At 49.8% G+C, this 26,142-nt stretch carries 22 protein-coding genes, 2 tRNA genes and 1 pseudogene; 15 read left to right on the top strand and 10 right to left on the bottom strand.

Annotated elements, in window-relative coordinates:
* The first annotated feature begins 11 nt into the window (after positions 1 to 11).
* The gene (locus GP475_RS09480) at positions 12 to 830 is read left to right on the top strand and encodes a GntR family transcriptional regulator (protein ID WP_187974153.1); all 819 of its coding nucleotides are present in this window, start codon (positions 12 to 14) and stop codon (positions 828 to 830) included.
* A 111-nt stretch (positions 831 to 941) separates the two neighbouring features.
* Here GP475_RS09480 and pepN read toward each other — a convergent pair.
* Positions 942 to 3,558 (bottom strand): annotated as a pseudogene (gene pepN / locus GP475_RS09475) (aminopeptidase N).
* Between the two features lie 104 nt (positions 3,559 to 3,662).
* Between pepN and GP475_RS09470 the strand changes: the two are divergent.
* Both GP475_RS09470 and GP475_RS09465 read left to right on the top strand, forming a co-directional pair.
* Positions 3,663 to 4,274 (top strand): mycothiol-dependent nitroreductase Rv2466c family protein, encoded by a 612-nt coding sequence (locus tag GP475_RS09470; protein WP_187974152.1) that lies wholly within the window; start codon positions 3,663 to 3,665, stop codon positions 4,272 to 4,274.
* Between the two features lie 18 nt (positions 4,275 to 4,292).
* Positions 4,293 to 4,775, top strand: coding sequence for a ribose-5-phosphate isomerase (locus GP475_RS09465; RefSeq protein ID WP_187974151.1), 483 nt, complete (start codon positions 4,293 to 4,295; stop codon positions 4,773 to 4,775).
* Positions 4,776 to 4,837: 62 nt separating this feature from the next.
* Here the strand turns inward: GP475_RS09465 and GP475_RS09460 are convergent, their stop codons facing one another.
* Positions 4,838 to 5,674 (bottom strand): DUF1542 domain-containing protein, encoded by an 837-nt coding sequence (locus GP475_RS09460; RefSeq protein ID WP_187974150.1) that lies wholly within the window; start codon positions 5,672 to 5,674, stop codon positions 4,838 to 4,840.
* Positions 5,675 to 5,901: 227 nt separating this feature from the next.
* Between GP475_RS09460 and GP475_RS09455 the strand changes: the two genes are divergently transcribed.
* From GP475_RS09455 to GP475_RS09435, 5 genes are all read left to right on the top strand, one after another.
* A tRNA-Gly gene (locus GP475_RS09455) sits at positions 5,902 to 5,976 on the top strand.
* Positions 5,977 to 6,156: 180 nt separating this feature from the next.
* Positions 6,157 to 6,230 (top strand) — tRNA-Pro (locus GP475_RS09450).
* Between the two features lie 85 nt (positions 6,231 to 6,315).
* Positions 6,316 to 7,665, top strand: a complete 1,350-nt coding sequence (gene tig / locus GP475_RS09445; RefSeq protein ID WP_187974149.1) for a trigger factor — start codon at positions 6,316 to 6,318, stop codon at positions 7,663 to 7,665.
* Positions 7,666 to 7,887: 222 nt separating this feature from the next.
* A complete protein-coding gene (locus GP475_RS09440; RefSeq protein WP_187974148.1) occupies positions 7,888 to 8,493 on the top strand; it encodes an ATP-dependent Clp protease proteolytic subunit in 606 nt (201 codons plus the stop codon).
* A gap of 18 nt (positions 8,494 to 8,511) precedes the next feature.
* On the top strand, positions 8,512 to 9,138 hold the full coding sequence (locus GP475_RS09435) for an ATP-dependent Clp protease proteolytic subunit (RefSeq protein ID WP_187974147.1): 627 nt from the start codon (positions 8,512 to 8,514) through the stop codon (positions 9,136 to 9,138).
* Between the two features lie 65 nt (positions 9,139 to 9,203).
* Here the strand turns inward: GP475_RS09435 and GP475_RS09430 are convergent, their stop codons facing one another.
* The 5 genes from GP475_RS09430 to benA form a co-directional block, all read right to left on the bottom strand.
* Positions 9,204 to 11,864 carry a LuxR C-terminal-related transcriptional regulator gene (locus tag GP475_RS09430; protein ID WP_187974146.1) on the bottom strand — a complete coding sequence of 887 codons (2,661 nt, stop codon included), beginning with the start codon at positions 11,862 to 11,864 and terminating at the stop codon, positions 9,204 to 9,206.
* An 85-nt stretch (positions 11,865 to 11,949) separates the two neighbouring features.
* Positions 11,950 to 12,780, bottom strand: coding sequence for a 1,6-dihydroxycyclohexa-2,4-diene-1-carboxylate dehydrogenase (locus tag GP475_RS09425; protein ID WP_394367384.1), 831 nt, complete (start codon positions 12,778 to 12,780; stop codon positions 11,950 to 11,952).
* 122 nt (positions 12,781 to 12,902) lie between these two features.
* Positions 12,903 to 13,925, bottom strand: coding sequence for a benzoate 1,2-dioxygenase electron transfer component BenC (gene benC / locus GP475_RS09420; RefSeq protein ID WP_187974145.1), 1,023 nt, complete (start codon positions 13,923 to 13,925; stop codon positions 12,903 to 12,905).
* Positions 13,926 to 13,933: 8 nt separating this feature from the next.
* Positions 13,934 to 14,440, bottom strand: a complete 507-nt coding sequence (gene benB, locus GP475_RS09415) for a benzoate 1,2-dioxygenase small subunit (protein WP_223144651.1) — start codon at positions 14,438 to 14,440, stop codon at positions 13,934 to 13,936.
* A gap of 26 nt (positions 14,441 to 14,466) precedes the next feature.
* Positions 14,467 to 15,951 carry a benzoate 1,2-dioxygenase large subunit gene (benA, locus tag GP475_RS09410; RefSeq protein ID WP_187974144.1) on the bottom strand — a complete coding sequence of 495 codons (1,485 nt, stop codon included), beginning with the start codon at positions 15,949 to 15,951 and terminating at the stop codon, positions 14,467 to 14,469.
* A 608-nt stretch (positions 15,952 to 16,559) separates the two neighbouring features.
* Here benA and catA point away from each other — a divergent pair.
* From catA to GP475_RS09395, 3 genes are all read left to right on the top strand, one after another.
* Positions 16,560 to 17,414 carry a catechol 1,2-dioxygenase gene (gene catA, locus GP475_RS09405; RefSeq protein WP_187974143.1) on the top strand — a complete coding sequence of 285 codons (855 nt, stop codon included), beginning with the start codon at positions 16,560 to 16,562 and terminating at the stop codon, positions 17,412 to 17,414.
* A 67-nt stretch (positions 17,415 to 17,481) separates the two neighbouring features.
* Positions 17,482 to 18,606 (top strand): muconate/chloromuconate family cycloisomerase, encoded by a 1,125-nt coding sequence (locus GP475_RS09400; RefSeq protein ID WP_187974142.1) that lies wholly within the window; start codon positions 17,482 to 17,484, stop codon positions 18,604 to 18,606.
* Positions 18,607 to 18,613: 7 nt separating this feature from the next.
* Entirely contained in the window at positions 18,614 to 18,907 is a 294-nt protein-coding gene (locus GP475_RS09395; protein WP_187974141.1) for a muconolactone Delta-isomerase, read from the top strand.
* 70 nt (positions 18,908 to 18,977) lie between these two features.
* Here GP475_RS09395 and GP475_RS09390 read toward each other — a convergent pair whose 3' ends face one another.
* The 3 genes from GP475_RS09390 to GP475_RS09380 all read right to left on the bottom strand — a co-directional run bounded on the left by GP475_RS09390 (position 18,978) and on the right by GP475_RS09380 (position 22,457).
* Positions 18,978 to 20,531, bottom strand: coding sequence for an acyl-CoA synthetase (locus GP475_RS09390; RefSeq protein ID WP_187974140.1), 1,554 nt, complete (start codon positions 20,529 to 20,531; stop codon positions 18,978 to 18,980).
* Between the two features lie 16 nt (positions 20,532 to 20,547).
* Positions 20,548 to 21,885, bottom strand: coding sequence for an MFS transporter (locus GP475_RS09385; protein ID WP_187974139.1), 1,338 nt, complete (start codon positions 21,883 to 21,885; stop codon positions 20,548 to 20,550).
* Positions 21,886 to 21,992: 107 nt separating this feature from the next.
* The gene (locus tag GP475_RS09380; RefSeq protein ID WP_187974138.1) at positions 21,993 to 22,457 is read right to left on the bottom strand and encodes a MarR family winged helix-turn-helix transcriptional regulator; all 465 of its coding nucleotides are present in this window, start codon (positions 22,455 to 22,457) and stop codon (positions 21,993 to 21,995) included.
* Between the two features lie 160 nt (positions 22,458 to 22,617).
* Between GP475_RS09380 and GP475_RS09375 the strand changes: the two genes are divergently transcribed.
* From GP475_RS09375 to GP475_RS09360, 4 genes are read left to right on the top strand one after another with little or no spacing between them, the layout of a single operon-like run.
* Positions 22,618 to 23,541 (top strand): SDR family NAD(P)-dependent oxidoreductase, encoded by a 924-nt coding sequence (locus GP475_RS09375; RefSeq protein ID WP_187974137.1) that lies wholly within the window; start codon positions 22,618 to 22,620, stop codon positions 23,539 to 23,541.
* Between the two features lie 9 nt (positions 23,542 to 23,550).
* A complete protein-coding gene (locus tag GP475_RS09370) occupies positions 23,551 to 24,432 on the top strand; it encodes an amidohydrolase family protein (protein ID WP_187974136.1) in 882 nt (293 codons plus the stop codon).
* Entirely contained in the window at positions 24,429 to 25,616 is a 1,188-nt protein-coding gene (locus GP475_RS09365; protein WP_223144650.1) for an acyl-CoA dehydrogenase family protein, read from the top strand. Before GP475_RS09370 ends, GP475_RS09365 begins: the two co-directional genes overlap by 4 nt.
* A 55-nt stretch (positions 25,617 to 25,671) precedes the next feature.
* The gene (locus GP475_RS09360; protein WP_187974135.1) at positions 25,672 to 26,139 is read left to right on the top strand and encodes a MaoC family dehydratase; all 468 of its coding nucleotides are present in this window, start codon (positions 25,672 to 25,674) and stop codon (positions 26,137 to 26,139) included.
* Positions 26,140 to 26,142 lie beyond the last annotated feature (3 nt).

Genomic DNA, 26,142 nt, shown 5'->3' with positions numbered 1-26,142 from the left:
ATCTGCCAAACATGATTAAAGAGGAACTAGTGGATAGTAACTACGCGTCTGGTCAACCTGCCTACGTGGAGATCTCCGATAAACTGCGTGAGGCTATTCGGTCACACGAGCTAAGACCAGGAGATAAGCTTCCCGCTGAGCGGCTATTGGTGGAGCATTTTGGGGTAGCGCGCATGACCTTACGTCATGCTTTAGACCTATTGCAGATGGAAGGTCTAATTGAGCGCCGGCGCGGTCGAACTGGGGGTACTTTTGTTCGCCAGCAACCCCCAGTCGTGGAACTTCTGGATTTGGCTGCTGGTGTAACTGCTCTGCGTGAGGCTGGGCATAGCATTGAGATTGAAAATCTTGATTCTGCTATGGTGCCACTAAATCCCGTGATAGCCGAGCAATTGGGAGAGAAGGTGGAGTATTCCGCCAACAGTGAGTGGACCGACGCCCCCAAACCAAGTTCCAGGAAAACTTTTGTCTTCCGACAGCGGCTGAGCCTCGACGGTACTCCAGCAGCAATTGTTCAAGCCTATTGCCCGGTGGATCTATTTCCTGAGTTAGCAAGCCATGACCCCGCGAAATTCGTGTTGCCTCATTTGGAGGAGTGCACCGGCCGGGCGCGAGCCAATATTGCCATTTCAGTTCCTTCCGCTACAGACCGTAAGGAACTCAACCTAGCAGCAAATATGCCGCTATTAAGTATTAATCGGGTTGGTTTTGGCTTCGATGACAAGCCAGCTTATGTGCTCGAGATTTTGCTGCGCTCTGATGTGGTCATGATTGAGTTGAGGAATGAAAAATCCACGGGGGGGGGGCTCGACGAAACAAGGCTGAAATAATCCTGTTGATTATCCCCTCAAGAAGAACCTCCACTGCTGTGTGGGGGTTTCTTCTTATCTGAGCATTATGCATAACTCCACCTCTGTGTGGGTTTAGTCCAGGAGGTGGTGTTATTGTTCGCGGTCTCGTTCCCTAAGGTGAATCGCAAGACGTACTTTCTCACGTTCCTCCACGATGAGCCTTCTTAATCCGCCCGGAAGGTCCTGAGCTAGCAGCTCGTCGGACTGTTCAAGAACCTCAGGCCGGGGATCCCAGCTAGGGAATAGCGCTGTCAGCGTAGCGATTGCCACCCACATGCTACTGCGGTTCCATAGTCTGAGGGCTTCGCGGAAAAACAGATCATTGAGGCTGTTTCTAGATTCTTGAGCAGTACGCCCACCCGGCCAGATCAACCCGTGCGATAAATAACGGATTTCCAGATTAGTTCCCTCTCCAGCTAGGAGGCGATGCGCTACCCATTGCTTCGTTTCGACGTCTGGCTGAGCGGCCCGAGCACGCAGAGCAGATAACTTTCCTGTGGCAGTGGGGTCCTGACGCAGAAGCTTTTCTATAACCTCGTTAATCTCCCGAGGACCTCGTACCGCCTGATGTGAAATCAACGCGGTCAGCGCAGCCCACTGGAGTTCCTTATTGTCTTCGCTGTCGGATGCCTGGAGCAACTCCTGCACGTAGGTGATACCGTGATGACTCAGCGGAGCGTGGCATAGAGCCTTGCGGAAGAGCAAGGCGCGCTGTGGGTCCGGATCTTTGCCGCCGCGAATGAGCACCTCATTCAGCAGTGCAATACCTTCCTTAGCTGCCCAGTCGGGGGAAGCGTAATAGTTCAGTGCCTGGGTGGCCTGAGCAAGGACAGAACCTATGACCGCTGTTTCGCTTTCGGTAGTTACGCCTCGGGCGACGAAGCGGATAAATTCTCGGGCCGGTAGATCCCCGTGCCGGGTATCTTCCCAGGCTATAGACCAACAAAGAGTTCGGATCATGGGATCGGGACATTCATGGGCATAAGCCAGCATGACTTTCTGGGATTTCTCATCTAGCCCAACTCGGCAATAGCTGAGGTCACCTTCATTGAGAAGGATAAGATCAGCAGCGGGAGTGCCCATGAGCTCAGGGACATCGGTTGACTCGCCGTTGACGTCGAGCTCAATGCAGCTACTGCGTTCAAGGGCCCTTTGGTCCGACGATACAACCCCACTGCAGTGCGGTGACTACGCGGAGCACTATTGCCGGGGAGTGCCCGACTTTGCTCGATGCTAAAGCTACTATAACGACCGTCTTTGATCGTGAATCGGGGAGTAAGGGTGGTTATTCCCGTGGTGCAGAGCCATTCTTGGGCCCAGGTCGAAAGATCCCGGCCGCTGGTGTGGCTTAAGGCAGCAAGTAGATCATCGAAAGTGGCAGTAGAAAAAGCATGGGACGCAAAATGGCGCCGGATTCCCGCTAGGAAATGTTTTCTTCCCACATAGACCTGGAGCTGTTTTAGCAGACTAGCTCCCTTAGCGTAGGTGATGCCGTCGAAGTTTTGCTCAACAGCATCAATATCCTCTGCGGGACCAAAGACCGGATGAGTTGAGGGAAGTTGGTCTTGTCTATAGGCCCAGGCCTTTTCCGCGTTGGTGAAAGTTACCCAGGCATTGGCGTAATCGGTAGCCTCTGCTTGGCACCACGTCGCTGCCCAGGTAGCAAAGGATTCATTAAGCCAGAGATCATCCCACCAGCGCATGGTGACTAAATCCCCAAACCACATGTGTGCTAGTTCATGCAAAATAGTATTGGCCCGGCTTTCTTGCTCATCAGGGCTTGGCGGAGAAGTAAAAACATAGTCATCGCGAAGGGTGACGCAACCAGCATTCTCCATGGCGCCGGCATTGAATTCAGGGACAAAAACTTGGTCATATTTGCCGAAGGGGTAGGCCATGCCGAAGTGTTGGTGATAGAAATCGAAGCCTTGGCGGGTGATGGTGAAAATCTGCTCTGGGTCAAGAGACTGAGCCAGGGAACGTCGGACATAAATACCCAGGGGTACGCTCAGCTCAGTTGGTTGGTCCGTGGGCGTCTCGGAGTGGTGGCGGAGGGTCCCGCGCCAAGCATCCCGAATTCCGACGTAAGGACCTGCGCAAATTGCCACTAGATAGGTGGGGAGGGGGATGTGCATCTGGGAGGTGAAGTGCGAGATACAGTCATCAATGCGGTGACTGTGCTGTGGTGCGTTGGAAATCACGGACCAATGCGAAGGGGCTTCGACGGAAATCTGATAAGTAGCTTTGAGATCCGGCTGATCAAAGCACGCAAAAATCCTTTTAGCATCTGCCGTTGCGCACTGGGAATACAGGTAGGTTCGCTGGTCAACAGGGTCACGGAAGCGGTGAAGTCCCTCGCCGGTGCGGGAATACTGGCATTGAGCAACTACCCGCAGAGTATGCCGGCCAGGACGTAGATTGGTGAGTTTTATTCCCTCCTGAGAGCAGTAACCCTGTGGTCCAAGAGTTATGCAGAAGAACGAATATCCTTGCCATCTAGGCGAACTTCATTAACCTTATGGGCCCGCAGGTCAATGAACGTAGAACCGGGTTCCCTAACGTCAAATACCACTGTACTGATGGACTCGAAATAGGGATTATCCAGGTTAGATGCATCACTGAAATCCAGATGAATGTCGTAGTGCTGGGGATGCACAATCCGAGAGCGATGCTCGGCTTCCTGACGAGTGAGGTTGATAGAACTCATCGAAACTCCTTGAAGAAAAAGTCCACCGAGATGGCTTGAGAACCAATGACTTCAAGGCTAGTCCCGATAGAGTAGGAAACATTGGAAATGGAAGGAGAAAATTGATGACCAAGACCGTGAAATTCTGGTTTGACGTGACCTGCCCATTTGCCTGGCAAACTTCACGCTGGATGAAAGAGGTTGAGAAGGTACGAGATGTGGAAATTCAGTGGATTCCCATGTCTCTTAGCGTGTTGAACGAAGGCCGTGACCTCCCGGAAGACTACCTAAAGCTCATGGAATTAGCATGGGCGCCAGCACGGATCTGTGCTGCGGTTGCAGAGCATGAGCCGGAAAAACTCGACGCTCTTTATACCGCATTTGGTACTCATATTCATGAGGAGGGGAATCGAGAGTTTGATTCCTTGATTCCCCAGGTGCTTGAGGAAGTCGAATTACCGGCAGAGTTTGCGCAGTATGCAGAAGGCGGCGCTATTGATCAGAGTCTGCGGAACTATCATCAAGGAGCAATGGATGCGGTGGGGGATGAAGTGGGAACTCCGGTGCTGCAACTGGGAGAAACCGCTTTCTTCGGGCCGGTGATTACCCGGGTGCCTCGGGGAGAAGAAGCCGGCGAGATTTTCGATGCGGCAGTTCGGTTAGCGCAATACCCCTACTTCTTTGAAATTAAACGGACGAGAACCGAGCGGCCCCAAGTCGGCGGAGATGCGACCTAAAGCACTACACTCTCAGCTATGCGAATTTATCTGGGAGCTGACCACGCTGGATTTGAGTTGAAAAACGTCATCAAGGATCACCTCCAGGCCAAAGGGCATGAGGTGATTGATTGCGGTGCGTATGAATACGATGCCCAGGATGACTACCCCCCATTTTGTATTGAGGCCGCTAGCCGTACGGTGAATGACCCAGGATCACTGGGCATCGTATTGGGTGGTTCTGGAAATGGGGAGCAAATTGCCGCGAATAAGGTGCCAGGTGCTCGTTGCGCTTTAGCTTGGTCTGAAGAAACTGCGTGCCTGGCTCGGGAACATAACAACGCCCAACTCATCGGCCTCGGGGGGCGGATGCACTCTGAAAAAGAGGCGCTAAAGATTGTCGATGCTTTTGTTACTCAGGAATGGTCTCAAGAAGAGCGCCATCAACGTCGTATTGACTTACTCAGCGAGTATGAACGCACCGGGATTGCACCGGCAGTGCCGTCTTCGCCAGAGACCTAAATATCCTTAAGCCCGCCGGCACGAGACATAGGATCTCGCTGCAGGGCGGGTTTTGGTGTCGCTTAGAAGTCGAAGTCGAAACCGCCACCGTCGAACAGGCCGCCTCCGTCGCCGTCGAAGAAACCACCATCGAAGAAGCCGTCTCCACCGGCGTCTCCGGTATCGCCAGCATCGCCGAAATCGCCGGAATCACCGGTATCTCCCATATCGGAAGTGTCCGCGTTGGCGTCTGCCAGCCCTTCGGCATAGCCCTCGCCGTAGCCGTTTTCGAATGCCTGGGCGCTATAACCGACGCCGGACATGCCGGAGAATAGCGCAGAGAACATCATCACGGAACTTGCAGTCCACATGCCGGAAGCTAGCGCACCAGCCCACCACGGCTGCGAGTACCAACCAGCCGGCACGGGCCGTCCCGCTACTTGTCCACCGGGATAATAATTGGGAGTCTCCGGAGAAGGAGAAGGCGAGGCCGTAATGGTCTGTCCTTCGTGCTCGATGGTGCGTTTTTCGCTTACTCGACCGGCGTTACGTTGTCCTTCCAGCGGAGGTAACTCGGGGCCCAGCGGCATCCCCATAATTTCTCGTGCCGCATTCATGTAGTGCAATCCCTCAAGGGCTGACTCACGGGCTAATTCAGCCTGTCGCACCGTTGTCGCCGATGCTAGTTGGGAATTTGCTGCGGTATATCGATCCGAGGCATCGGCAATAGCTTGGGTAGAGGCGGCATCGGTGCCACTCATGGTAAGTACCTGCGACCCTAGACGTTCAGTCCACCGCCGAGCATCGGCTAGGGCGTCATCAAGTTGAACGGTTTGTTGTTGCTTTTGGTTCTTAGTGCCTCGACTCAGTACAAAAACTAAACCGAGTACCACTAGCGCAACGAGAATGAGTGCGACCACTTTTTAGGTTCCTCCCGGGTTGGATTTTTCCTACTAAGAGTAACGGTGGAGCGGTTCGCTAAGTTCCCGGCTCACCTAAGAAAGACTCACTGTTATGAGACGGTGCGCCCGCTCTGGTTTCTTAACAGCGATCTATCCGGCTACACCGGGGACGAAGTGCGGATTTCACACAAAGCTTCAGAATGCGCTATAGTGCCAATCACGCGTTACTTCGCTAGTGCGTTGCTGGGAACGTCGTATAGTGGCTAATACCTCAGCCTTCCAAGCTGAAGACGCGGGTTCGATTCCCGTCGTTCCCTCCACCAAGAAAACCCGCTGGAAACAGCGGGTTTTTTCGTAGCTATTCGCTTTTTAGGGACCCAATGTCTCGGCTGATTTTCAGGCCCGCTACACTGCACTGCGTACGTTTCCTTCGGACGTTGAAAAGCGTTCAGGTTTGCGCAGATCTTCCTGTTCTGTGGATACTGGAGAAGTACACGCTACGGGGCGTGGCGCAGTTTGGCAGCGCACCTGCTTTGGGAGCAGGGGGTCGCAGGTTCAAATCCTGTCGCCCCGACGAAACGAGCCGATGGGGATAACCCGAAGGCTCGTCTTTGTGACATTTACCTGTAGATCAATGAGAAATCTGAGGAGAGTGACTCGTGAAGAGTTCCGTCGAGAAGCTGAGCGAGACCCGCGTCAAGCTCACCGTTGAGGTCCCTTTTGAGGATCTTGGCTCTGAGATTGATCAGGCTTATGCTGCCATCGCTCAGCAGGTCGCAATCCCCGGGTTCCGTCGCGGCAAAGCTCCGCGGAAGCTCATTGATGCTCGCTTTGGTCGCGGGCCAATCTTGGAGCAGGTAGTTAACGATATGCTGCCTTCTCGGTATGAGCAGGCCTGTGCGGAAAATGACCTCAAAGTCGTTGGTCAACCGTCGGTGGACATCACCAAGATTGAAGACGGTGAACTGGTCGAGTTTGTAGCTGAGGTGGATGTTCGCCCTGAAATCGAGGTTCCTGACTTTTCTCAGCTCTCAGTTGAGGTTCCTGCCCTCAAGATCGAGGATGAGGATGTCGATGCAGAGCTCGACAAGTTGCGTGAGCGCTTTGGTGAACTCAAAGACACCAAGCGGAAGTTAAAGACTAATGACTTTGCCATCATTGATCTTAAAGCCGAAATTGATGGTGAGCAGATTGATGAGGCAACTACCGAGGGGCTGTCTTACCAGGTAGGATCCGGGGATCTCATTGACGGTCTCGATACCGCACTGCGTGGTATGAAGACCGGTGAGGATAATGAGTTCACCGCGACCATGCAGCAGGGTGAGCACAAGGACAAGGAAGCTAAGGTTACCGTCCACGTGCAACAAACGAAGGAACGTAAACTTCCTGAGCTTGATGATGACTTCGCCCAAATGGCTTCTGAATTCGACACCGCGGAGGAACTCCGTGAGTCAACTCGGAGTCAGGTTGAAGAGCAGAAGAAGGCTCGTCAAGCAGCCGCTATTCGCGATGAGGTTTTGAAAGCTGCATTAGCTAAGACTGATTTCGCTCTGCCTGAAACGGTTGTGGAAGAGCAGGCTCGAGCTCAGACCCAGCAGCTTAAGGGACAATTCGGTGGCGATGAGGACCTCTTTGAAAAGATCCTCGAAGCACAGGGCACCACTCGTGAGGAATTCGAGAAGAAAACTCAGGAGCAAGCGGAAGAAGCTGTGCGCACTCAGTTCTTCCTCGATGCTGTTGCCGAGCAGGAGGATGTTGAGGTCTCCCAGCAGGAGCTCACCGACCATATCCTGTTTACCGCTCAAAGCTATGGAATTGAGCCAGGGCAGTTTGTTCAGCAGCTGCAAAGCTCTGGTCAGATCGCTAACTTGTTCTCTGATGTTCGCCGGGGCAAGGCTCTTGCAGCAGCTATCTGCCGAGTGACGGTGAAAGATGATGAGGGTAATGCGGTAGACCCGACGGAATATTTCGGTGAGGAAGAAGATAACACCGAAAACGAAGAAGACTAAAGTCCGACGAAGACAAGTCTTGACAATGGCGTCGCACGCCGGAACAACTAGTCCGGTGGCGGCGTTTTCTGTTATTAACCTATTAACCGCAAAAGCAGGGATTCGACAACGCTGTCAGCGAACAACCCCCAAGAACGCTATTCGGATAGGTAGCCTAGTTTGAAGCCGGGATTTTCCCCGGAGGATGAAAGCTTCATAGTACTTGCAAGGAATGGAATTCTTATGACCGATCTGACCCGGATGCAGGGTTCCGCGCAGGGGCTCAACTTGAGTGATTCTGTGTATGAGCGGCTTTTAAAGGAACGCATCATCTTTTTGGGAAGCCAAGTTGATGATGAAATAGCTAATAAACTGTGTGCCCAGATTCTTTTGCTCGCAGCCGAAGACCCCACCAAGGACATTTCCTTGTACATCAACTCTCCCGGTGGATCCGTTACGGCAGGCATGGCAATTTATGACACCATGAAGTACGCACCTTGCGATGTAGCAACCTATGCGATGGGGTTGGCAGCCTCGATGGGGCAATTCCTCTTGGGTGCCGGCACAAAAGGAAAGCGTTTTGCGCTTCCCCACGCCAGGATTATGATGCACCAGCCTTCTGCCGGTGTAGGAGGCACAGCCGCAGATATCGCCATTCAGGCAGAACAGTTTGCCGCAACTAAGCGAGAGATGGCTGAATTGATAGCTGAACATACTGGTCAAAGCTATGAGCAGATCACTAAGGATTCTGATCGTGACCGCTGGTTCACCGCACAGCAAGCCAAAGAATATGGGATTGTAGACCACGTGATTACCACCGCCCAAGGTGGTTCGGTGGCTGCTAACTAAGGCGAGGGGAGAAAACTCATGAGCAATGGATTCCAGATGCCGCAGGCCCGCTACGTGTTGCCCTCCTTTATTGAGCAATCTTCCTACGGTACAAAAGAGACAAATCCCTACGCCAAGCTGTTTGAAGAGCGGATCATTTTCCTCGGTACTCAGGTTGATGACACCTCTGCAAATGACATTATGGCGCAGCTGTTGGTCCTGGAAGGACTTGACCCAGACCGAGACATCACCATGTACATTAACTCGCCAGGCGGGTCTTTTACAGCACTTATGGCGATCTACGACACGATGCAGTATGTACGCCCTGATGTTCAGACGGTGTGCCTTGGGCAAGCCGCTTCCGCAGCGGCGGTTCTCTTAGCTGCAGGAACCAAAGGTAAGCGAGCCTGCTTGCCGAATTCCCGTGTGCTCATCCATCAACCGGCTACCCAAGGTACTCAAGGGCAGGTTTCCGACTTGGAGATTCAAGCTGCGGAGATTGAGCGGATGCGGAAACAAATGGAAACGACGCTTGCCCGGCACACCGGACGCACCGCCGAGCAGATCCGTATTGATACTGACCGAGACAAGATCCTTACCGCTGAAGAAGCAGTGGAATACGGGATTATTGACCAAGTTTTCGATTATCGGAAACTGAACTCCTAAACCTACCTGATGCTTTGCGGAACCCCCGGGCAGTCAATGCACGACTGACCGGGGGTTCGTGTTTTTTAGGGTTGGGTGTTTTCCACATAACTATCAAAAACTTTCGGAAGCTCAGTGCGAGCTCTAATTCCTAGCTTCCTATAGACCCGTGTCAGATGGTACTCAACTGTTTTCGTGGATAGATAAAGCTCGCCTGCTATTTCTCGGTTAGTGGCACCGCTGGCCACTAACTTAGCGATTTCCTCTTCCTGAGGGGTCAATTTCCCTATGTCTCGTGTGCGGGTACCAATTCCACTGGCCCGACGTTCACGGTTGCAGCGATCAACGAAATCAGATGCTCCCATCATGTGATAGATTTCGGCGGCACGGCTAAAGATCTCATCAGCTCGTCGCCGTTTTCCTAATCGTCTTAGCACGAGACCGTACTCATAAAGTATCCGGCTTTCATAGGCGGGAAGCGCTAATGACTCCACGCATTCCACGGAATCCTCAAAAACTCTAAGGCCTTCCTCTACTTTTCCTTGCAAAATGAGGATTGAGCCACGGGGAACCCCGAGTTTGGCCCGGGAAGAAAGAATGTTCGAGCCCGACAATCTCTCTTCTGCCTCGGATGTCACTCGATCTGCCTCGCTAATTCTCCCAGCATGGATCAATTGCTGCGCCCAGACATCTTCCCAAGGCCAGAACCCCGGTTGACCCATATCAACTGTTTTCCCAAGGGATTCGAGTTTAGCTCCAGCACGCATTACAGACGGGAAATCGTTGCGCAGACTCGAAATCAGAAGCCTGCACATCGCTGAGGGAATTTGTTGAAGAGGAAAGGTGTCATGGGAGAATGCCAGGCGTGAGGAATAGTTTTGTGCGAGCCAGGACTCCCCGCGGTAGGTTGCGATGCTGGCACCTGTCCAAAGTAGTAGTGGTTCTAGGAAGTGGATACCAAAACGTTCTGCACGGGCTAAACCTCGTTCAACCACCTTTATTCCGTCATCCCATCGGCCCAAAACAAAATATGTGCGGCCAAGCCAGGCATCTAACCATACTCCGATCCGCTCAGAACCTTCTCCTTCTGAAGGTGTGTTGAGATGGTGCAGAGCCCCGATAGGATCATCGTGAACGAGTGATAACCACCCAAGCGCCATGTGACGGCGTTGGGCGAGGATAGGTGACTCGTCCGGGAAAGGAATATCTTCGGGGATCTTTCCGCTCAGAGCCCCTTGCGCAATGAGAGAGATATAGTGTGCTTCCTTGCCCATGGATGATTCTGGAGGTGCCCATTTTTTTGCTATATCGGTCCATTTCAGAATGTTTTTTAGATCCCAATTATTGAGATGAAGTAAGGCCATGCGAGAGGCTAACTGCGCCTTTAGCGCGTCGGAATAATCAGGATTGCCATCCAATTCATTCCACGCTCGAGATAAAAGTTGGGTAGATAAGGCCTTTTGGCCTTCGTGAAGGGCTAGATAAGCTCTAATCGAGTCGGTTTTTGCGTCTGGTTTTTCAAAATAGAGATTCTTAGAACGAGAACGGGCCTCCGGAACATCTGAAGCCGCGATCAGTGCCTCGATCCCATCCAAATAGCTTTCCCTAGCATCCTGTTCCGAAGAGAATAAACTGGATGCGAGACTCAAAGAATCGGCTGCTTTACGCCATTGACCTCGGTTGCCCAGCTCCCTTCCGCGTTCCGCAAGCCGATAGGCAAGGGCATCATTCTTACCTTGAACCGCCCTAGCTTCATGATAAAGCTCCAAATCAATCTGTCCCAAAGAATGATAAAAGCGGGACGCAGCTTTATGAAGCTTGCTGAGCTTTACTGGGCCCAGTAGAGATTGCGCGACGGCACGGTCTGTCGACTGACGAAAAGCTAACCGCAGAAGAGGGGAATGCATCTCTACGAGTCCCATGTCAATAGCAGCATCCACTTTCGAAATAGCCTCTGGACCTACCAGACTTTCCATAGCTTCGGGGTTGGCGCCCTGAGGGAAAATTGCCAGTGCTTGTAACACACTCAATATCTCAGGATCAGAAGCATAGTGTCCGAGTTTCCCAAAAAATGATGTTCTCCATGAAGACGGTAGCGGAATGATCGGATTCTCTTGGCGCCAATAATCAATAGGCTCGGAATAAAGGACCTCCAAAATTCGCTTGGGGTTGCCCGCGGTTATGTTGTGGAGATCGAGAGCTGCAGACCGAGAAAGGTGGAAAGAAAACAGTTCCAGCACAAGACTGTGGAGCTCGTGGAGACTTAACGGGGGAATACGGATGTGAGTATCCACTAACTCACTTAGTTTATTGTTATGTGTAGCGATGAGTTCCTCGTCTGCCACGAAACCAACAGCGATCCGGGAATGTTTTACCGCTTGGCTAATCTCAAGGAGTTTATAGACCGTTTGTTGGTTAGCTTTGTGGGCATCATCAATGATGAATAAAGAAGAGCTGCCGGGATGATCTATGCGTTGAAGAATTTCCTCAATCGTGGATTTCTCATCGAATATTTGGCCAGCAATGCCTTTCTCTTGCGCCGAATTCCAGGACAGAATACGTACTGAGGTTATAGACCAGCCGTAGAGTTCTTGTGATAATTCCTGGATTAACCGGCTTTTGCCACAACCACTAGGACCCGTTGCTAAGAAGCTAAATCCACTAGGGGATTTCAATTGACAGATCTTTTCCAGAAGAATTTTGAGTGGGCTATGTCTCTGAGAAGGGGTTCCAAGAGGTAGTGACATGGGACTCCTTATTTTTGTTTTCCATGGCAAAGATGCGCGATGGTCAGTGCTAGAATCGCCGGTCTATAAAATCTATACTGCGAGGTCATCCCTGGTCTCCACCAGCGACAGGAAGGACGCTTCCGGTGATATAACTTGCCTCTTTTGAAGCGAGAAAAGTTATCGCTGCAGCTTGTTCCTCTAGTGTTCCATATCGACCCATCAATGAAGAGTCAAGCGTTTGTTCAACAATGTCTTGATACCAAGCTCGCTCTTCATCGCTCTGGGGGACCGGGCCCCGAGGAATATCGCGTGCGGGGGCCAGAGTTCCACCTGGTGCCGTCGCAACAACCCTTATCCCATGTGATGCAGCCTCCCTTGCAAGAGCTGAAGTTAAAGCATTAACACCTCCTTTAGCTGCGGCATATGGGACCCTATTGATGCCAGCTGTAGCAACCGAAGAAACGTTGATAATCGTTCCCTTCTGTTGCTCGATCATTCCGGGAAGTTCCGCTCTTACTGACCACAGCGTGGTGAATAAACTCCGATCAATTTCTCGGATGATTTCCTCATCTGAGTATCGTTCGAATGGTTTTGCCCAAATAGTGCCACCTACCGCGTTGATAGCGATGTCAATCGAATTCAGTTGACTAAGGGTTTCATCAACCATGGTTTGGGCACCCTCCCAGTTCTCTAAATCTGCCGTGACAGAAAAGATTTTCCCGGTACAGGACTGTTGCAACTCAGCGGCGTATTCATGGACACTGGCATCACGGTCAACTAGGGCAAGATTGGCTCCTTCTAGAGCTAAACGCAGCGCCACAGTTTTTCCTATGCCTTGAGCTGCCCCGGTTACTAAAACATTGCTATGTGAAAATCGGTTGGGGTGAAAATAAATTGAATCCATTTTAGGTTCTGGGCCGGTGGGAGCTGGCATCGTTGAAGTTCAACCCTTTCATGTATCCAGCGAATATTGGAAGACGGGGTAGCGGATGAGGAAGGAATGCATTCCGCAGAAAGACCGGTGTCTTGTGCTGTAAAATTCTGGAACCTGATCTGTTAAGAAACAGCACTTACCGGAGACGTGAATTTTTCAAAGTAGAAATTTTGGGGTGGGTTTTCCTGGGCGGCGAGGAATTTCCGCACGGCCTCAACCATCAGTGGGGGTCCACAAAGATAAACATCAGTATCGCCGTTACCCAACATCTCTGGGGCGATATGATCCGTGACATAGCCTTTGCATTCATGCTGTGAATCGGGATCACTCACTACAGTTAGGTAATCGAAATCTGGAAGAGAATCGCGGAATGCGTCGAGTTTATTGAGTTCCACTAGGTCACATTCTTGGGTTACGCCATACATAAGCCGAACCGGCACATCCAACAATTCATCCTCGGAAAGGCTCTCCAGTATTGCCAGTATGGGTGCTAGACCGGTACCACCGGCCAAAAGAAGAATGGGATTCAAAGGTTCACGGAGAAAGAAAGTTCCCATTGGGCCAACCAGGTTGAGTTCGTCTCCGATCTTGGCTTCTTCTTTGAGGTACTCAGTCATGAGTCCGCCGGGCGTCAGCTTTATCAGGAAGGTAACTTCATTTTTTGAAGGACTACAGGAAAAGGAATATGACCGACTTTGATCCCAGGTGGGTACGGAAACATTGATGTACTGACCTGGTAGATAATGCAATTCATCACGCTTTTCAATAGCCAAGGAGAGTTTGAAGACCCCAGGGGAGATTCTCTCCAGAGATCTAATGCTTCCCTTAGCTAAAGAAGCCGATGTTTTAGCTTGTTCAGAAGTGCTAGCAATCTGAATCACCATATCGCTCAGCGGTTTAGATTGACACGTCAGAAGATAGCCACTTTCAAGTTCATCTTCGGTAAGAGCATCGTCGATGAATGAACCCTCATCGAAATCTCCGGCTTCGCAAAAAGATTTACACGTTCCACAGGCGCCATCGCGACAGTCAAATGGGATATTGATTCGGGCTTGATACGCGGCATCTGCGATGGTCTGATTCTCATCGCACTGGATGAACTGGGTGATGCCGTCCTCAAAAGCTAGAGCTATTTTATGACTCACAGAGACTCCTACAGATGATAAATGTCGATTACATGGTGGATGTAATCATTCTTTAAAATGATCTTCTTTTTCTTAATGAGAAGACGAGATTCTGATGTATCAACAGTTAAATAGGTAGAGCCAAAATAGTGATCTGTAGTTTGATAACGGTAATAATAGGTAATCCAGTTATAAACTAGATCTATTTCATTCTCTCTTCTTTCCAAAATCTGCACATTGGTAATATTGTGTCCAGTTCGTGGTTCGGGAATTGAAGTAGCTGATGACCTCTCAGTCCTGATCCGGAATACCCGATCTTCCAAGCCAGAGCGGTTAGGATAGTAGATCAACGAGATCTCACTCTGTGGGTCAGCTGTTAATTCATCATTGTCATCCCATGCCGGCATCCAATATTCGACGTCCGGATGATAGCAATCCAGCCATTCTTCGAAACGCCGTTCATCTAATAACCGGCTTTCCTGATAAAGGAAATCCTCCACGTCTTGCCTCGTGGTTTTAATCAATTCATTATTCATCAGGATTTTTCCTTTCCTTACGGAGATCAGTTTGCGGGAAGGCGGCGGCGTCTTCTTCGCGACTTCTGGGTGGTTTTAGTGGGCTGAGAAGCAGCGTGAGTGCTGGCGTATTCTCTGGTTGCTGCGCTGGAACTTGCATCATCTTGCGCTTGCTTGGAGCCTTGTCTCTCAGCTGCAATCGCTTGAAGCATCAAGTGCTCCCAGTACCCATGTTGGATGGGATAAAGCCCCTCATCCTCTGTTCTAGCTCCCGAGGACAGCACATCAGTAAGTCCAAGTTCCTGAGCTTTCTGATTAGGTCCAGTGGATTGTTGACGTAGACCTCGGGTCATATCGTTCCAGGGGAAAGCGCTCGCTTGATAGGTTTTTTGGCAAGATCGGAACTCTTCAAGATCATCCGGGGTAGCCATACCAGTGGCATTAAAGAAATCTTCATATTGCCGGATTCGGTTTGCCCGGTTCTCCGGTGATTCACCCTTCGGGGCTATGCACCAGATCGTGACTTCGGTTTTATCTACCGCGACGGGGTGCAACCTTCTAATTTGTGTCGAGAATTGATCCATGATGTAGACATTGGGGTATAAGCACAGATTCCGGGATGCGTTAACCATGAAGTCGCCCCGAGCTTCCCCGTGAAGATTCTTCAGAGACTCCAAGCGATCAAATACCGGCCTATCCTCCGGATTTTTCCACGTAGTCCATAAGGTGAGATGTCCATTCGGGAAGGAAAAATACCCGCCGCCTTGTTCTCCCCAGGATGCCGCATCCATGGCTTTGGTTTCGTTCAGTGACTCTCCTGTACTTCTGCGACCTGTTGTGGCTGCGTAGTTCCAGTGAGTTGATGAGACGTGGTATCCGTCGGCACCATTTTCTGCCTGTAATTTCCAATTGCCGTCAAAGGAGTAAGTGGACGAACCTTTGAGGACTTCTAAGCCTTCCGGGGATTGATCAATCAGCATGTCAAGCATGACTTTGGCGTCGCCAAGGAAGTTTTCTAGAGAATCCACATTTGGGTTGAGGGATCCAAAGATGAACCCGCGGTAGTGCTCAAAACGAGGGATTCTCCGTAGATTATGTGAGCCGTCTTTGTTGAATTCTTCCGGATAACCGCCGTCAGCTTCGTCTTTTACTTTCAAAAGCCTACCGTCGTTGGAGAAAGTCCATCCATGGAACGGACAAGTAATAGTGCTTCGGTTATCTGTCTTCTTCCTGCACAGCATTGCTCCGCGGTGGGAACAGGAGTTAATTAGACCGTGAAGCTGTCCATTCTTATCGCGAGTTATAACGATGGGCTGCCGTCCAATGTTTGTCGTGAAATAGTCCCCGGGGTTGGGGATCTGGGAATCATGGGCGAGAAAAATCCAGTTACCTTCAAAGATGTACTTCATCTCGAGATCGAAGATCTCGGGATCTGTGAAGATCTCGCGATTAACTCGGACGATTCCCTCTTCAGGCCGATTATCCAAAGCTCGTTCAACGACTTCGGAAACATGTCTTAAGCCCTCTGACATGGGGACGCTCCTAACAAGTAGAGAGATATGGGTGAGATTGTGTTCCACGACACAACGTGGCTTGGACTTAAGTGTGACGAAGGAACTTAGGAGGTGCGCTAGGGGAAGCCCTAGGGATTTCCTAGGGTTGAATGTTCGGTTCACGGGATAGTTGAGAAAAATCCTGAGTTGACCGGTGGAGATTCAGCTGTAATTGGAGATAGTAAAAATTGATATGAATTACCCAATACGGGGGTAGTGACAGACTTTTGGGAATATGAGCATGTAGAGCTGGGCTGGCTCAGTATTGCTTTCTCTCCCGGATAGGACGGCCTCGAGGCAGCTTAGAGGTGCTGTCGGTTCACCCCCGTTTCTTCCCCCGGTAGCTCTTAGGGGTTTCCCTAGTGTCTATTCAGGGTTTCTCGGGCAGTGAGTGAATATACAAAATCAATCTGCTTTTTTATGTGGACATTCGTGGGATTTTCACCATCAAGCGCTTAGGTAAATTCCTTATGTATTGGTTTTGTAGCTTGAGAAGAGATGTGATCTGAGACATATTGAAATTGGTTCCGTTGTTAGATCATGTGAATTGGTGATCTATCCCTCACTTATCTCAAAGGAGAATAGATATGTCTCAAACCCAGCCCACCCCAACTGCTCAGGATTCCGGGTCGAAAGCCACCGATAAGTTCAAAAATGTACAGGTGCATTCTGACACTTCTAAAGAGCGCGCTTTCGCCATTTACAAGGATGTTTTGGATGCGCTAGGTCAGATCGCCCAGAAGCACCAAGTTACCTACGATGAGTACCGCGTATTGAAAAACTGGTTGATCCAGATTGGCGAATATGGTGAATGGCCCCTTTGGCTTGATGTGTTCCTTGAGCATGAGATTGAGAAGATTAACTATGACCGCCACTCCTATGTGGGAACTAAGGGTTCTATCGAAGGTCCGTACTATGTTCCGAACGCACCTAAACTCCCCGCTCAGTGTGAAATGCCTATGCGTGATCAGGATAAGGCTGCTCCTGCTCTCTTCTTCCAGGGTCAGGTAACAGACCTTGAAGGGAATGGTCTTGGTGGAGCCACCGTCGAATTGTGGCATGCTGACGAAGAGGGATATTACTCCCAGTTCGCTCCTGGGATTCCCGAATGGAATCTTCGTGGCACCATTGTTACTGACGAAGAAGGCCGTTACGACGTGAAAACTCTTCGCCCGGCTCCTTATCAGATTCCTCACGATGGGCCAACTGGCTGGTTTATTGAATCCTACGGTGGACATCCCTGGCGTCCAGCTCATCTCCACTTAATGGTAAAGCATCCTGGTTACCGGGAGATTACTACTCAGTTGTACTTCAAAGGTGGAGATTACACCGATAACGATGTGGCAACTGCTGTCAAACCGGAACTTATTTTGGACTTACAGCAGGAGAGCGACGGGTCCAGCTCGGTTACTTACAACTTTGCTCTCGATAAGGAAAGCTAGGAACTGATCGCTCACACCAAGGCCCTGATAAGTACATCTCGACAATAGATTGTCGTGGAGGTTAGAGATGAGAAGTGACTTAAGAATAAGGTCGGTCGAGACTCGAATTTTGGATGTACCTCTTATTCGCCCTCACGGTTTTGCCACTACTGTGGCAGAATTCCAGTCTATTCTCTTGGTGAAGCTAAGCCTGGAGAACGGCGCCGTCGGCTATGGGGAAGGGGTCGTCCCCGGCGGGCCGTGGTGGGGCGGTGAATCAGTCGAGACGATGCAAGCGATCATTGAAAAATACTTAAAACCGCTTGTCATCGGAAAGAATGTCAATGAAGTCAGCGACTTTATCGGACTGGCCGGAACAATAGTTGCCAAAAACAGATTCGCTAAAGCAGCCCTTGAGATCGCAATGTATGATGCGTGGGCGCGTGCGCTTGGATTACCTTTAGTTGATCTTTTGGGTGGAGCCTTTAGGAAATCCATCCCAGTCACCTGGGCTTTAGGGGTTCTGCCTTTAGAAGAGGCTCTCGAGGAAGTCGAGGAGCAGCATGAGGCTTTCGGATTTGAGTCTTTCAAGCTCAAAATGGGATCTGGAGATCCTCAGCGAGATTGTCATCGAATTGCGGAACTTGTTAGCTCAAAGAAAGACCAATTTGGTTTTAGGATTGATGTCAATGCCCGGTGGGGACGCTTGGAAGCCTTAACTTTCCTGCCACTTCTTGCGGAAGCGGGGGTTGAGCTCTTTGAACAACCCACTCCAGCGCATGATTTAGGTCTCCTCACGGAGATCAGGCATAGATGCCATGTCCCGGTCATGGCTGATGAATCAGTATGCTCCCCGGCCGACGCTCTTCGTGTTGTCCACGCTGAAGCTGCTGATGTCCTAGCGATCAAGACCACAAAGGTCGGTGGACTCTCGGAAGCTAAGAAGGTTGCAGCGATTGCAGAAGCAGCTGGTTTGGCCTGTCATGCTGCTACAAGTCTTGAAGGTCCCATAGGAACTGCCGCAACCTTACATTTTTCAATGTCCACCCCGGCCATCAATTTTGGGAGCGAACTCTTTGGCCCGCTATTGCTCGCTGATTCCTACATTCAGGAAGAATTCATCTATGAAAAGGGAGAGGTGGCTCTTCCAAAAGGAACGGGTCTAGGAGTGAATCCAGATTGGACCCAAGTTGAGAAATTCACAAGGAAGTAAGACCGAAATGCTATTCATAGCTAGAATGACTGTGGAATTTTCGGAATCTCTTTCACCTGAAGAGATCCGTGAATACCAACAACGGGAGAAAGCCTATTCTGCAGCGCTGCAGGAAAAAGGGATTATGAAAGCGATTTGGAGAGTCGCTGGTCAGTATTCAAATTATTCGATTTATAACGTCCGAGACCACGATCATCTCCATGAGATAATGACTGGTTTTCCGATGTTTCAATACATGGATATTAAAATTGAGCCACTTTCTCGGCACCCCAACGCTTTGCACTACTATTTCCAGGAATAAGACCGGGGGAGGTAGTTGAGGTCGAAAACGCGACTCCGACTACCTAAGGTGTGAAAAGAGAGGAAAGAGACTACTCGCCGTAATTCTTCCGAAGGTCGTGCTTTTTCACCTTCCCAGAGGCAGTACGGGGTAACTCATCCACAAAGAAAATCGTCTTGGGTACCTTATAACGAGCCAGCCGGGACGAGAGATATTCCACGACGTCCGCTTCATTGAGATGGTAGCCTTCACGCATTTGGATTACCGCTCGTGGGACCTCACCCCATCGTTGATCAGGAACGCCGAATACGGCAGCCGTCGCCACTCCCTCTAATTTGGCGATTTCATTTTCTACCTGCGCCGGGTAGATATTCTCGCCTCCTGAAATAATCATGTCTTTAATTCGATCTGAAACGTGAAGAAAACCTTGGTCATCTAGATAGCCGAGATCGCCAGTACGAAGCCAAACTGCACCATCGACGTGTTCGAATGAAGAGCGATTAGCTTCATCCCGATTCCAGTAATGTTCGATGACATTAGGGCCAGAAACTTGAATTTCGCCTTCTTTTCCGACAGGTACTGGGTTGCCGAAGAGATCCACAATGCGAATAGTGGTATGAAAATGCGGGAGTCCGCTTGATCCTTGCTTCTCCCGTGAATAACGGCCTGGCAGACTAGTAACTCCTGGGCTAGTTTCAGTCATTCCATACCCCATAGTGAAACGAAGTCCGCGCTCTTCGTATGCGTCCAGCACGCGGGAGGGAACAGCCGATCCTCCACAGGTTAGTTGCCGCAGAGTAGAGATATCGGTAGTGGACCAGTCTGGATGATCACACAGCATTTGGTAGGTGGTTGGAACTCCGGACATACTGGTGACACCGTATTGTTCGATGAGTTTCAACGCCCTGTCTGGTCTAAATTGCTTTTCTAAAACGACAGTCCCGCCTTTTAAGAGGACCGGCAAAACTCCCATTCCTAGTGCAGCAACATGGAACATAGGAGAAATCATGAGGGCAACATCTTGAGATGTGTAGTCGTAGTCTGTAATGACATTAAAGGTATTCCATACTAAATTTTCGTGGCTGAGTACTGCTCCTTTAGGATTGCCGGTTGTTCCCGAGGTAAACAAGATCATGGCAGCGTCGTGAAGATCAACCGAGGCTTGGGGGTGCAGGTTCGCAGCATTATCCACGACTTTTGACCAGGTATGGACTTCTAGATTGTCTGGAAACGTACAGTTATTGGGAATGTGACCGATAACTATAAGAGTTGAAATTTCCGTGTCTTTTATGGCGTCTAAACCTGTTGTGAGCAGTTCCTCAGCGCAGATGAATACTTTGGGAAGGGTATCTTGTAGTTGAAACGATATTTCGGGAGCTGCCAGGCGGGTATTAATAGGTACAAAGATTGCTCCTACTTGTGTAATTCCGCATAAAGCCTGAATAAACTCAACAGAATTTTCACCCAAAAATGCGATTCGGTCTCCACCCTTTACCCCCAGTGAAAGTAAAGCTTGTGATGTTTTATCAATCTCTTCAGCCAATTGGCTGTAGGTTATATGTTCATTGTCATAAATTATTGCGGGATGATCTGCTGATTTGATTCGACGACGGTGGATCCAGGTACCGATACTGTGGTTAAACATGAGGCTCCTTAGAAAATCAACGGATATCTACGTGTCGGGTCTCTCGTGTAAGAAAAATGGCGATTCCAGAAGCAATGGTCATGAAGACTAAGAAAATAACGACGGGTGTGATGGACGCTCCGGAGCCCGGGTTGTAGAAGTAAGCCAAAATAGACGGGGTGAAGCCAGCTCCGATGAGGGTTGCGAATTGGTAGCCTAAAGATGCCCCGGTGTATCGGGAACCGGTTCCGAATTGCTCAGAGATAAAAGCTGCTAATGGGCCAAAAACCAGGGCGTGTATCGCGAGAGCTAAAGTAAAAGCAAGGAAAATGAAGAAAGCATTATTGGAGCGCAAGAGCCAGAACATCGGATAAACATAGGCGATAAATAGCACTAGACCAGAGATCATTACTGGCTTGCGTCCGAAACGGTCTGATAACGCAGCGAAGGAAATAACAAATAGTACTGAAATAATCGAAGCCAGCGCGAACATGTAGAGAACGGTTGAGCGCTGGGCGCCATATTCCGTGGCGTATTTTACAGAGAAAGTGGATAGCAATACCTGAAGTGCAAAACCAGAAGCGCCGCCAAGCATAGTTAAGATTACGGTCTTAGGGTTACGGAGAACCTCCACAATCGGAAAGGACGGTTTTCCGCGTTGTTGCTCATCTAATTTCTTCATGGCCGCGGTAAACATGGGGGACTCGGACACTGTCGACCGAATCACAAGGCCGAGGATGAGCAATAAGAATGACATCAGGAAGGGAATGCGCCACCCCCAGGCCAGGAAATCTTCACTTGAGGTCAGTGAGGCTGCCAGGCCTAGTACCAGCGTTCCTAGTGCGGAACCCGAAGGAGCACCGGCATTAACGAAGGACGCGGCGAAGCCTCTGGACTTTTGATGCGAATGCTCAAGGGCCATTAACGCTGCCCCACCCCATTCGCCACCAACGGCGATTCCTTGACAAACTCGTAAGAGAACCAGAATGATAGCTCCCCACGAGCCAATGCTACTTGCTGATGGGACACAACCGATGAGGGTGGACGCAATACCCATGATGAACATGGAGATCATCAGCATTTTCTTTCGGCCTACCTTGTCGCCGAAATGGCCAAAAATCACACCGCCAAAGGGGCGGGCGAGATACCCCGCGGCGAAGGTTCCATAGGAAGCGACGGTTGCAGCTAGGGAATCAAGATTTGAGAAGAAGACGCTTGGAAAGACGAGAGCTGCTGCTGATGCATAGAGCAGGAAGTCATAGTACTCAATCGTCGAGCCAAGATAGCTGGAGAAAATGACACGTTGGCGTTCTTTTCGCAGCTCGCTAGGGGAGCTGCTCCGGTTGGTCCTACCGGTGGCTGTTGGAGCTGACATCTCAACCTCCTTCAATGTGGGATAGGACACATTGAATATTAAATCGTTGATAATGTCAACTAAAAAATTTTGCTAGCCGTACTATTCAGGGGTGGTTGGGGTGAGGGTTAAAAAGCTATTTTGATGAGAAGCTCTAATAATAACGCTCGTTCTCCCGGGGTGAGTGGGGCTAAGGTGTGGTTCTCGGAAGCGTGGGTGATTGCCTGCGCCTGCTGATAAAGCTGCCTCCCTTTGTGGGTGGCGCTAATAATCCGAGAACGTTTATCTGTGGGGTCCGGTGTGCGTTCAACCAGCCCCTGTAGCTGCAGTTGATCCACAATTCCCACTACTTGACTAGGGTCAAGGCCAAGGAAAAGTGCCAGTTCACGTTGGGTTAATTTAGATTCGGAGCAGGCTAGAGACAGGACTGAATACTGACGAACTTTAATGCCTAAAGAGGCTAGGGCCTGGTTGGCGTGCCCAGAACCCCGAGCGGTGGCGCGGGCTAAAAGGAACTGCATTTCAGTAGCTAGGGGAGAGTCAAGTAAATGCTCATGGTCCTCTGGGATATTGGGGTGACGGCTTGTGCTCATCTCCTCTGTCCTAACTTCTTCTCGTTGGAATTCTTATCAATCACTCCAGTTTATGACAGTCGTAGTTTTCCTCCTCAGATTTTCAAGGGTAGTTGACAATCTCAACTAAATGAGCAATGCTCAGATGTGTTGCAGATCTCATTTAAGAAAGAGGTGCTGAATGTCTCTCAAGGATAAGGTTGTCATCATAACCGGTGCAGGTGCCGGATTAGGTTTGGCATACGCAAAGGAAATAGCTCGCCAAGGCGGAAGCGTCGTACTTAATGATGTTGATCAGGATGCCCTCGACAAAGCCGTAGGTGAAATCCGAGAGAATGGTGGACGGGCAGTGGCAGTTGTTGCTGCTGTGGGGAGTAGCGAAACCGCCCAGCAACTTGTAGATGCTGCTGTCACGGAGTTTGGGCACCTTGATGGTCTGGTGACAAATGCCGGAATTCTCCGAGATAAATCATTCCTCAAAATGTCTGATGATGATTTCGACGCCGTTATCGCGGTGCATTTACGCGGTACCTTTACCTGCGCCCGTGCTGCCTATGAGCACTTCAAGTCCAATGGTGTTGAAGGTCGAATTGTCTGTATTGGATCTCCCACTGGGCAGCGGGGAAACTTCGGACAAACCAATTATGCGGCTGCAAAAGCTGGCATTGTAGGTATGGTCAGGACATGGGCTTTGGAGATGAAGCGCGCAGGGGTTTGTGTTAATGCAGTAATTCCTGTGGCAGCTACAGCTATGACGCGAACGGTTCCCTTTTTCCAAAAAGCCATTGAGGCAATTGACAGCGGAGAAGAAATTCCGGAATTCTTTCGCCGTGAATTAGGCTTTGGAACAGCTGAAGATGTTGCCGGGATTGTTGCTTTTCTTTGTTCCCCGGACGCTGCTGGAATTAGTGGTCAGGTAATTGGTGTTGGTGGTGACCGTCTTCAAGTTTGGACGCACCCGGAACCGGTTGTCGAAGAATATCACTCAGGTGGCTGGGATTATGCGACTCTCCTAGGTGAGGGCAAGGATCTCATTGTGGGGAATCTTCAATCTGTTGGGGAAAAATTCCCTGAATTACCGACTGAATTGCAGCCCGAAAAATAGGAGCGGGAAATGCTGTATCACAGTGCAATTGATGTCGGCAAAATCGACGCTATAGACACCCATGTCCACCTTGAAGTAGATGAGTGTGGACATAAATCAATGCCCGAGGAATTCTTTACTGCGTCAGAGAAGTATTTTAAGGCAGAAGAAAGAACTCCCACCATTGATAGTATTGCTGAGCTATATCGGAGCATAAACACTGCTGCGGTTGTTTTCACTATCGACGCCCGTACTCAATTAGGTCACTATCCGAATTCGATTGATCATTTGGTGGAAGGCTGCGCCAAGCATAATGACATTCTTATTCCCTTCGGTACAGTGGACCCGCGAACTGGGAAAGAAGCGATCAAAGAAGCCCAACGTCAGGCTCATGAGCTGGGTGTTCGAGGTTTTAAATTCCATCCCTCTGTCCAGGGTTTCGATCCTTCACAACCTGAGTTTTATCCGCTCTGGGAAGCGCTAGAAAGTATTGGGCTACCTATCGTTTCTCATACTGGTCAAAACGGAATGGGAGCTGGACTTCGAGGTGGCGCCGGGATAAAGCTTCGATACTCTAATCCACTGCTTTTGGACGATGTGGCGGCTGATTTTCCAGGTTTAGACATCATCATGGCTCATCCTTCGGTCCCCTGGCAGGAAGAGGCGAATTCCATCGCAGTTCACAAAAAGAACGTATTCATTGATCTGTCTGGGTGGTCTCCTCGGTATTTCCCGGAATCTTTGTTAAAGATGGCTAATAACCTGCTTAGCGATAAACTGCTTTTCGGTACGGATTTCCCGTTAATTACACCCGCTAAGTGGTTGAAGAACTTTGCTGAACTCCCCATTAAGGACGAGGTGAGGCCAAAGATTCTTAAAGATAATGCTGTCCGAGTGTTGGGGCTGTCATGATGTCGGAAAATTATGTTATTCCGAGTGATGTATTTGCGCTCGCAGAAGATTTGAGTCCGACGGAACAAGAATTGTTGTTAGAGCTCCGGCGAACGTTAGAGAAAGAAATTTCTCCGTATCTTAATGAGGCGTGGGAAAAAGCTACGCTACCGGACAATTTTATTAACGTTTTGGAAAGCCTCGATCTTATTGATCCCCCTTTGCTTCGAGCCCGTGGAGAAGACGTTCGGCCGCTGTATTGCGCTTTTCGTACATTTGAGCTGGCGCGATGCGATATTAATATCGCTACTCTCTATAACGCTCACGCTGGCCTATTTAGAACTGCATGTTTGGAAGGTGGGGATCAATCTCAAATCGAGCAGTGGAAAGAAAAAATTGACTCACACCAGATTCGTGGAGTTTTTGCGCTAACGGAACCTGATCATGGCTCTGATATAGCAGGCGGTTTAGCTACTACAGCTGAACAAAAATCAGATGGAAGCTGGGTGATTCAAGGTTCAAAGCGGTGGATAGGTGGAGCTCATACAGCAGATTATCTATGTACTTTTGCTAGAGACAAAGCTGATGGTCAAGTTAAGGCTTTTTTAGTGCCACGAGAATCCCCTGGTGTACATCTGGAATTAATACCGCATAAAGCCAGCCTTCGAATAATGCAGAATGCTGAAATTTCTTATCAGAATGTTGAAGTTTCTGATGCCCTGAGACTCAAAAATATCAATAGTTTTCGAGACGTGGCTCGTTGCTTAAGGCTTATGCGTTCAGATGTTGCGTGGATAGCTGCAGGGGCAACTGCTGGGGCATACGAAGCCGCGGTACGTTTTGTTCGTAGCAGGGAGCAATTTTCCCAACCACTGGGTAGTTTTCAACTCATTCAAGAGAAATTGAGCAGAATGCTCTCAAATGTGACTAGCAACCTGGCGCTGTGTACAGCAATAACTCGACGACAGGCTCAGGGGTGTTACCGAGATGAGGACTCGGCTCTAGTAAAAATGACAACCGCTCGTCGACTAAGAGAAACGGTGGCGTTGGCTCGGGAGGTCTGCGGTGGGAATGGAATTCTCTTGGACAATGATGTCGCACGTTTTCACGCTGATGCCGAAGCTGTCTATTCCTATGAAGGAACAGATGAAATCAATTCCCTTATTCTAGGCCGTTCCATCATCGGGATCAGTGCCTTTACCTAGTTGCTCTCTAAGTAATTTTTCGATTCAATAACTAATCTCTTTGAAAGGAAAGAACATGGATATTCAGCCCAAGAACATTATTAGTTTTCATGATGCGCAGAAATTAGAGGGGAAAGATCTGGGATATTCCTCTTGGGTAGAGATCACGCAAGACCGCATCAACACATTCGCCGATGCAACTGATGATCATCAGTGGATTCATACTGATCCTGAACAGGCTAAAGACGGACCGTTCGGTACAGCTATTGCCCACGGTTTTCTCACCCTTTCGTTGATTATTCCAATGTGGACTGAGCTGCTCGACATTACTGATGTATCAACAAAAGTTAATTATGGCTTAGATCGAGTGCGCTTTACAGCTCCTGTGCCAGTCGGATCAAGGGTTCGCCTAGGAGCTCGAATCACCGAAATAACAGAAGTGAAAGGAGATGGATTGCACATAGTTGCTGAGGGAAATATTGAGATTGAAGGCCAGGAAAGACCTGCAGTTGTCGCAACTTTTATCACGCGGGTTTACCCTTAGAAC

The sequence above is a fragment of the Corynebacterium poyangense genome (genome assembly GCF_014522205.1).
Classification (GTDB): domain Bacteria; phylum Actinomycetota; class Actinomycetes; order Mycobacteriales; family Mycobacteriaceae; genus Corynebacterium; species Corynebacterium poyangense.
This window is presented reverse-complemented; position numbering and strand designations above follow the sequence as displayed.

What these genes read in the sequence shown, in the direction of transcription:
- GP475_RS09380 (WP_187974138.1), bottom strand. Translation starts at nt 22,457, where the DNA reads ATGAGCACAAGCCGTCACCCCAATATCCCAGAGGACCATGAGCATTTA.
- GP475_RS09390 (WP_187974140.1), bottom strand. Translation starts at nt 20,531, where the DNA reads ATGTTTAACCACAGTATCGGTACCTGGATCCACCGTCGTCGAATCAAA.
- GP475_RS09395 (WP_187974141.1), top strand. Translation starts at nt 18,614, where the DNA reads ATGCTATTCATAGCTAGAATGACTGTGGAATTTTCGGAATCTCTTTCA.
- GP475_RS09430 (WP_187974146.1), bottom strand. Translation starts at nt 11,864, where the DNA reads ATGTCACTACCTCTTGGAACCCCTTCTCAGAGACATAGCCCACTCAAA.
- GP475_RS09465 (WP_187974151.1), top strand. Translation starts at nt 4,293, where the DNA reads ATGCGAATTTATCTGGGAGCTGACCACGCTGGATTTGAGTTGAAAAAC.
- GP475_RS09360 (WP_187974135.1), top strand. Translation starts at nt 25,672, where the DNA reads ATGGATATTCAGCCCAAGAACATTATTAGTTTTCATGATGCGCAGAAA.
- GP475_RS09375 (WP_187974137.1), top strand. Translation starts at nt 22,618, where the DNA reads ATGTCTCTCAAGGATAAGGTTGTCATCATAACCGGTGCAGGTGCCGGA.
- GP475_RS09385 (WP_187974139.1), bottom strand. Translation starts at nt 21,885, where the DNA reads ATGTCAGCTCCAACAGCCACCGGTAGGACCAACCGGAGCAGCTCCCCT.
- catA (WP_187974143.1), top strand. Translation starts at nt 16,560, where the DNA reads ATGTCTCAAACCCAGCCCACCCCAACTGCTCAGGATTCCGGGTCGAAA.
- benA (WP_187974144.1), bottom strand. Translation starts at nt 15,951, where the DNA reads ATGTCAGAGGGCTTAAGACATGTTTCCGAAGTCGTTGAACGAGCTTTG.
- GP475_RS09440 (WP_187974148.1), top strand. Translation starts at nt 7,888, where the DNA reads ATGACCGATCTGACCCGGATGCAGGGTTCCGCGCAGGGGCTCAACTTG.
- GP475_RS09470 (WP_187974152.1), top strand. Translation starts at nt 3,663, where the DNA reads ATGACCAAGACCGTGAAATTCTGGTTTGACGTGACCTGCCCATTTGCC.
- benB (WP_223144651.1), bottom strand. Translation starts at nt 14,440, where the DNA reads ATGAATAATGAATTGATTAAAACCACGAGGCAAGACGTGGAGGATTTC.
- GP475_RS09480 (WP_187974153.1), top strand. Translation starts at nt 12, where the DNA reads ATGATTAAAGAGGAACTAGTGGATAGTAACTACGCGTCTGGTCAACCT.
- GP475_RS09435 (WP_187974147.1), top strand. Translation starts at nt 8,512, where the DNA reads ATGAGCAATGGATTCCAGATGCCGCAGGCCCGCTACGTGTTGCCCTCC.
- GP475_RS09370 (WP_187974136.1), top strand. Translation starts at nt 23,551, where the DNA reads ATGCTGTATCACAGTGCAATTGATGTCGGCAAAATCGACGCTATAGAC.
- GP475_RS09425 (WP_394367384.1), bottom strand. Translation starts at nt 12,780, where the DNA reads ATGCCAGCTCCCACCGGCCCAGAACCTAAAATGGATTCAATTTATTTT.
- GP475_RS09400 (WP_187974142.1), top strand. Translation starts at nt 17,482, where the DNA reads ATGAGAAGTGACTTAAGAATAAGGTCGGTCGAGACTCGAATTTTGGAT.
- GP475_RS09365 (WP_223144650.1), top strand. Translation starts at nt 24,429, where the DNA reads ATGATGTCGGAAAATTATGTTATTCCGAGTGATGTATTTGCGCTCGCA.